We start from the raw sequence: 4,962 nt of genomic DNA, 5'->3' as shown, positions 1-4,962 counted from the left end.
ATACGGTTGCTTGGAGCGCTACTCATGGAGATAGACGAGACGTGGACCACTGGGCACCGCTACCTGAATATGGATGAGTATTGGCAGTGGAAGAAGGAACAACAGAAATCCACTGAGCCGGCCATGCTGCACGTTGTGAATGCCTGAGTGACCTGTCCTTTCATTCGCCGAAGAGGGCAATTTACACATGATACTGGACTTGATCTAAGCAGAGAGAGACACAAAGATTTTGATGTTAGTTTGGAGGGATGTAGTCATATGTGATGGGGGTCCGAGGCTTCCCGTTCGCACGACCGGGGTCAAAACACGGAAACTTTGGCGCAGGCACGGCATTTTTGAGAAAGCCATGCGCCAGGTGTGGATCCGTGCATCGCTTAAAGGCTCGTTCCGCTCATCCTCCGGCTCCCCTTCGGCTTCGTCGGGAAGGTCACCCAAGAAGCCGGGCGATTTTCGGGGGGAGCGGTTTTCCAACCGGACCCACCGGAGCATCACCGATCCGGATGCCCGCCTTGATCGAAAAAGCTCCGGCCAAGAAGCCCATTTGCGTTATCTCATTCATCACACGGTGGACACCCGCTCCTCCGTCATCTTACGGACCCAGGCCAAGATCATCACGGGCACTGCGGAATGAGAGGCCGCCACCTGTGCACTGCTGGACATCCGGCGTGAGCACCCCTCTCTTCGCATGCAAAGCGTCTCCGGAGACGGTGGATATGCCGATCCGGAAACGTGCGATCGCTTCAAAAAGAAGCGCTCCCCGGGTGGCGCCGAGCCGTCCGGGATCCGGAGAAAGCACGCAAAAGATGGAGCAAGATCAAGGCGGTACTCGTTCGGAACAAAGTGCGTCGCCTGAATGATCAACCGCATTACCGAGCCAAACGGACGCGACGCGTCGTCATTGAACGTCTTTTTGCCGAAGGCAAAGCGCAGCACGGCTTAAGCCGTGCTCGAAGCCGTAGCTTGGAAGCGATGCAAGAGCAAGCCATCCTGACAGCTGTGGTGCAGAATCTCAAACGATGAAGCCGGTATGGGCGGAAGCGCCCACAGACCGGGAGTTCCGTGTGCCTCAAACCGGCATACGAAAGGCTCACAAGGGGAGTGGCCGCATTTTTGACGGTTCTATTCGTTCTGACGTCACACCTCGTTAGGCGAAGATGGTCGATCCAGTGGACTTAATTCACCAGCCTTTTAGAGAAAGGAGGAACAAACATGAAGCGTTTTCTTTTTTTCTTGGTGTTTTTTTGTTTGGTTTTATGTTGTTAGGTACTATCAATTTCCTAACTTTTATATCCGCTGATTTTAATTGGTTTAGACAAACATTCAGGCCATTTATAAGGTTTATGTATGAGCCCGTCCATCCCATCTTTAATTTCTTTAACATTCAAGACGGAGATGATGCAAGGATCATCTATCCTATTGGTCTATCGGCTGTGGTTTGGGGAGTACTTGGTGGAGCGGCAGGTGTGGCATCCGTTTTCTTTGCAATACAACAAAATGATAAATTGCAACCGTTAAAGTTCATGGGTATCGGGACGTTCCTTTTCATTGCGGGTACCTTACTCATCGGCAATATCGCCCAGGAAAGCGTGATCTATCGGTATTGGATTTGGGATGCGACGGCTATCTTCATGTTCATGACTGTTGTTGCTGCTACCTCCTGGATCCCTGTTGTTCGTTCCCCTTGGAAGTCCATTGGCTTGTCTGTCTTGACCCCACTCATCAATTTTAGCGTGCTGTTGTTGTTTATCCGGTGGTTTCCTGAGGTTTATGGACCAAACATCACTGAATGGGATCGCTATCCTGCATCTGATGCTGTCTGGCCCGGTGGTATTTTGGCTATGGTGCTTTCACCGATTTTAACTGGTATGGCTCTAATGTGTAAGCGTTTCTGGAAAACATTAACCATCACAAATTGATGGAGATTGCAATCGGAAGAGCTTCGACCCAGACAAGGTGACGGCGCTGGATCTTCAGGAATACCGGGCCATGCTGGATGCTACGCTGAAACAGCAGCCGTAGACCATCAACAAAAAGATCGCGGTGCTGAAGGCTTTCAGGCGTTTCGCGGTTGAACGGGGTTATGCCAGCATTAACCCTACGGACGTCCTCCGGGGCAAGCAAACGACCACGGAGAGGCTGGCACCGAATGGCTGGGCCGCAAGGCGCAGAGCCGGCTGCTGCATGAGGTCAAAAAGGAGTCCAATGAGAAAAAACGGGCTCGCAATTACGCCATCGTCCAGCTGATGCTCAGCTGTGGGCTTCGCGTGGACGATTTGGTGAACCTGTACGTCAACGACTTAGATCCGGACCGGCGGACCATCACAGTCCACGCCGGAAAACCATCCGACCGGTTACGAGTGGGTGTACGGGGTGTGCGAAAACACGCCCTTTCCCGTGGACGTGGCGCTGTATGTGCGGGTAGAGCCGGCCCACGAGGCCCTGGAACACCTCAAGAAGAAAAAGAAGACGGCCGAGGCGCAGTACCGGGAGTGGATCGAGAACGACGAGGATGTGCCGCTGGAGCTGGAGAAGGACCTGGCGAGCGTGTCGTCGCTCGAACGAAAGCTCCGCTCGCGCCAGCCGCTCGTTGCGGAGACAGGAGGACGGGAAAAATAGGCAAGCTGATGATTTTCGTCGGCTTGCCTTATGTTTGTGCGCCCGGCATGGGCGCTGTCTATAGGGTGAAAGTCCCGAACGGCGAGGGCGGCAGTAGCCGTTAGCTTAAGGCGGTCATGCGCCCCTTAGACTGGACAAATGCTGAAGCTATGTTGTATCCTTCTGCCAAAGGAGGGGCGACCTGTGAAACGAACAAAATCCATCCCCGTCTCCATCAAATTCAAAGCGGCTTTGGATCTGATCAAAGGCGAAAAAACGCTCGTCGAACTCTCCCGGGAATCCGGCGTTCATCCGAATACCCTTTTGAAGTGGAAGCAAACCCTCCTGGAAAAAGGCGCTGAGCTCTTTGAACCCCCAAACAAAGAGAGGATCCCAGAAGCGCATTCGTGATTTGGAACAGCTCCTCGGCAAAAAGGAGGTCGAAATCGCGCTCCTAAAAAACTTCCTCGGGCAGGGGAGCTAGATCAACTTCCGCTTCAGGAGCGCATCCGTGGGAGTCCGATGCAGCGCTCAAAGCTGAGATCGAAGCCATCCTTCGGGAACATCCGGAGTACGGCTATCGCCGCCTCGAGGCCGAGCTTCGGCGACGGGGAATGGTCGTCAATGGAAAGCGGGTCCGTCGTCTTCTCCACACGTTTGAGCTTTCCCTCACGCGAAAGGTGAGAAAACCGAAGCCCAATCCGCTGCTCGAGACGGTCGTTCTGGCCAAGGAACGGGCGAATCTCGCCTTTGGCCTTCTTTCCGAACGGGAACCGGCCGCCTTTGAGGTGCTCACCACCGATTTCACCCAGCTCGTCGATGGCGGCGGGAAGGTTTGGTTTTTGCCGATTCTGGACCATCGGACCCGCATGGTGATCGGATATGCCATCTCTTTCTCGCCGGATGTTCGGACCGCGCTTCAGGCATGAAGACGGGCCAAAGCGTTCATTCTGACCCAAAAGAGGGAGCGCCCGAAAGCCATCCTCCATCACGATCAGGGCGGCGCCTTCTTGAGTCACGCGTGGGTCGGTCATCTCCTGCTCGAAGAAGGACAGCGACTGTCGTACAGCCTTCGGGGACCGAAGGAAAATCCCATCGTCGAATCCTTCTTCTCGCGTTTCAAAGCAGAGCATCAAGACCTTCTGCTTGAAGCAAAGAGCATCGAAGCCCTCGATGCGCTTTTGGCCGAACGGATCCGGTACTACAACGAGCATCGGCTGCATTCAAGCCTGCGGTCCAAAACGCCCCAAGAAACGCTCAAAGAAGCCCTCAGCATAAGCAAGGTCAGCATCACTTAGGGATACCGATCAAATTGTCTAATTTAAAGGGCGCGGTTCCCAATAGCGGTGCAGCACTCACGGAAGCCGTCCTCCGCGAATACGGGAAAAGCATTTCCCAGGCGGAGTTCCGAAAGATCATCGACCACATCAAAGAAAAGAGCAATTGGAAGGATGCGGATTTTCAAACGTGGAGGCTGGTGCTCAAGCGAGCCTTGAGTTCACCAGCGCAGAGCCTCGAGGAATTCGTCGAGCTTGAAAGGCAGGACCGCGCGGATGAGTGAAGCCACGAAATACTACATTAAGGAAGTCGCGAAGAGTATCGGTGGAGCGAAAGTAGCGTCCTACCTTTGCGTGACCGTCGTCCTCTACTCTTTGTACAGCCTGCAACCCTATTTCTTTTCAAGACTACTGAGCGATTCGGCGATGAACCTGGGCTACCTTGCCGGGGTTGCTGCTTCTTTGCTGTCGATTCCGCTTGTGAACTACCCCAACAATTGGATGCTCCAAGCCGTGAGGATGCACTCGAAACGAGTGGTTTGGGCCGCAAATCAGACGAAAGATTATGCCTACTTCCTCAACAGGAGCGTAGGCGAGTACCAGAACCTGATGAATGAGATTTCGTTCGCGATGAGATCCCTGCAGTATGAAGGACTGCAATTTCTGCTGCAATCTCTGATCATCATCGTCGTCTACGCCGTCCTTTTGTTCCGGTACCACTGGCTTGTGGGTTTCCTTTACCTGCTCACGTACGGCTCCTATCTATACCTGTCGATAAGGCTCTCGAGGCAAAACGAAACCGGGATTCGCCGCGTCCTGGACACGACCTCTGACTTGAACTCATTTATGATCGACTTCTTTAAGAACATTTCCACCATACTCTCCGATCAAGTCCAGTATCATGTGTAAATTGCCCTCTTCGGCGAATGAAAGGACAGGTCACTCAGGCATTCACAACGTGCAGCATGGCCGGCTCAGTGGATTTCTGTTGTTCCTTCTTCCACTGCCAATACTCATCCATATTCAGGTAGCGGTGCCCAGTGGTCCACGTCTCGTCTATCTCCATGAGTAGCGCTCCAAGCAACCGTAT

General features: G+C 53.4%; 9 protein-coding genes and 3 pseudogenes. 10 read left to right on the top strand and 2 right to left on the bottom strand.

The window, feature by feature from the left end:
• The 6 genes and pseudogenes from SA87_RS14485 to SA87_RS14090 form a co-directional block, all read left to right on the top strand.
• Positions 1-147: pseudogene (locus SA87_RS14485) on the top strand (IS256 family transposase); the annotation flags it as partial.
• Between the two features lie 199 nt (positions 148-346).
• Positions 347-631, top strand: a complete 285-nt coding sequence (locus tag SA87_RS13555) for a hypothetical protein (protein WP_169816950.1) — start codon at positions 347-349, stop codon at positions 629-631.
• A gap of 98 nt (positions 632-729) precedes the next feature.
• The gene (locus SA87_RS14480) at positions 730-1,020 is read left to right on the top strand and encodes a transposase (RefSeq protein WP_368015013.1); all 291 of its coding nucleotides are present in this window, start codon (positions 730-732) and stop codon (positions 1,018-1,020) included.
• A gap of 134 nt (positions 1,021-1,154) precedes the next feature.
• Complete coding sequence (locus tag SA87_RS13290; RefSeq protein ID WP_156516525.1) at positions 1,155-1,916, top strand: hypothetical protein; 762 nt, start codon at positions 1,155-1,157, stop codon at positions 1,914-1,916.
• 234 nt (positions 1,917-2,150) lie between these two features.
• Positions 2,151-2,339: pseudogene (locus SA87_RS14475) on the top strand (tyrosine-type recombinase/integrase); the annotation flags it as partial.
• A 31-nt stretch (positions 2,340-2,370) separates the two neighbouring features.
• Positions 2,371-2,616 (top strand): hypothetical protein, encoded by a 246-nt coding sequence (locus SA87_RS14090; protein WP_066441070.1) that lies wholly within the window; start codon positions 2,371-2,373, stop codon positions 2,614-2,616.
• A gap of 147 nt (positions 2,617-2,763) precedes the next feature.
• On the opposite strand, the gene SA87_RS13785 is transcribed toward SA87_RS14090, so the two are convergent.
• Positions 2,764-3,000: a hypothetical protein gene (locus tag SA87_RS13785; protein WP_211264218.1), complete on the bottom strand. Its 237-nt coding sequence runs from the start codon at positions 2,998-3,000 to the stop codon at positions 2,764-2,766.
• A 137-nt stretch (positions 3,001-3,137) separates the two neighbouring features.
• On the opposite strand from SA87_RS13785, the gene SA87_RS14470 reads away from it, so the two are divergent.
• From SA87_RS14470 to SA87_RS09310, 4 genes are all read left to right on the top strand, one after another.
• Entirely contained in the window at positions 3,138-3,524 is a 387-nt protein-coding gene (locus SA87_RS14470) for an IS3 family transposase (RefSeq protein ID WP_082910523.1), read from the top strand.
• A gap of 81 nt (positions 3,525-3,605) precedes the next feature.
• A complete protein-coding gene (locus SA87_RS14465) occupies positions 3,606-3,893 on the top strand; it encodes an integrase core domain-containing protein (protein WP_066202329.1) in 288 nt (95 codons plus the stop codon).
• 14 nt (positions 3,894-3,907) lie between these two features.
• Positions 3,908-4,156: an ERF4 family protein gene (locus SA87_RS09315; RefSeq protein ID WP_066202327.1), complete on the top strand. Its 249-nt coding sequence runs from the start codon at positions 3,908-3,910 to the stop codon at positions 4,154-4,156.
• Positions 4,149-4,781 carry an ABC transporter transmembrane domain-containing protein gene (locus SA87_RS09310; RefSeq protein WP_066202325.1) on the top strand — a complete coding sequence of 211 codons (633 nt, stop codon included), beginning with the start codon at positions 4,149-4,151 and terminating at the stop codon, positions 4,779-4,781. The genes SA87_RS09315 and SA87_RS09310 overlap by 8 nt, the downstream gene beginning before the upstream one ends.
• A gap of 34 nt (positions 4,782-4,815) precedes the next feature.
• Here the strand turns inward: SA87_RS09310 and SA87_RS14460 are convergent.
• A pseudogene (locus SA87_RS14460) lies at positions 4,816-4,962 on the bottom strand (IS256 family transposase); the annotation flags it as partial.

The organism is Hydrogenibacillus schlegelii (assembly GCF_001653195.1).
Classification (GTDB): Bacteria; Bacillota; Bacilli; order Thermicanales; family DSM-22653; genus Hydrogenibacillus; species Hydrogenibacillus schlegelii.
This window is presented reverse-complemented; position numbering and strand designations above follow the sequence as displayed.

What these genes read in the sequence shown, in the direction of transcription:
- SA87_RS09310 (WP_066202325.1), top strand. Translation starts at nt 4,149, where the DNA reads ATGAGTGAAGCCACGAAATACTACATTAAGGAAGTCGCGAAGAGTATC.
- SA87_RS13785 (WP_211264218.1), bottom strand. Translation starts at nt 3,000, where the DNA reads ATGCGCTTCTGGGATCCTCTCTTTGTTTGGGGGTTCAAAGAGCTCAGC.
- SA87_RS13290 (WP_156516525.1), top strand. Translation starts at nt 1,155, where the DNA reads ATGGTCGATCCAGTGGACTTAATTCACCAGCCTTTTAGAGAAAGGAGG.
- SA87_RS13555 (WP_169816950.1), top strand. Translation starts at nt 347, where the DNA reads ATGCGCCAGGTGTGGATCCGTGCATCGCTTAAAGGCTCGTTCCGCTCA.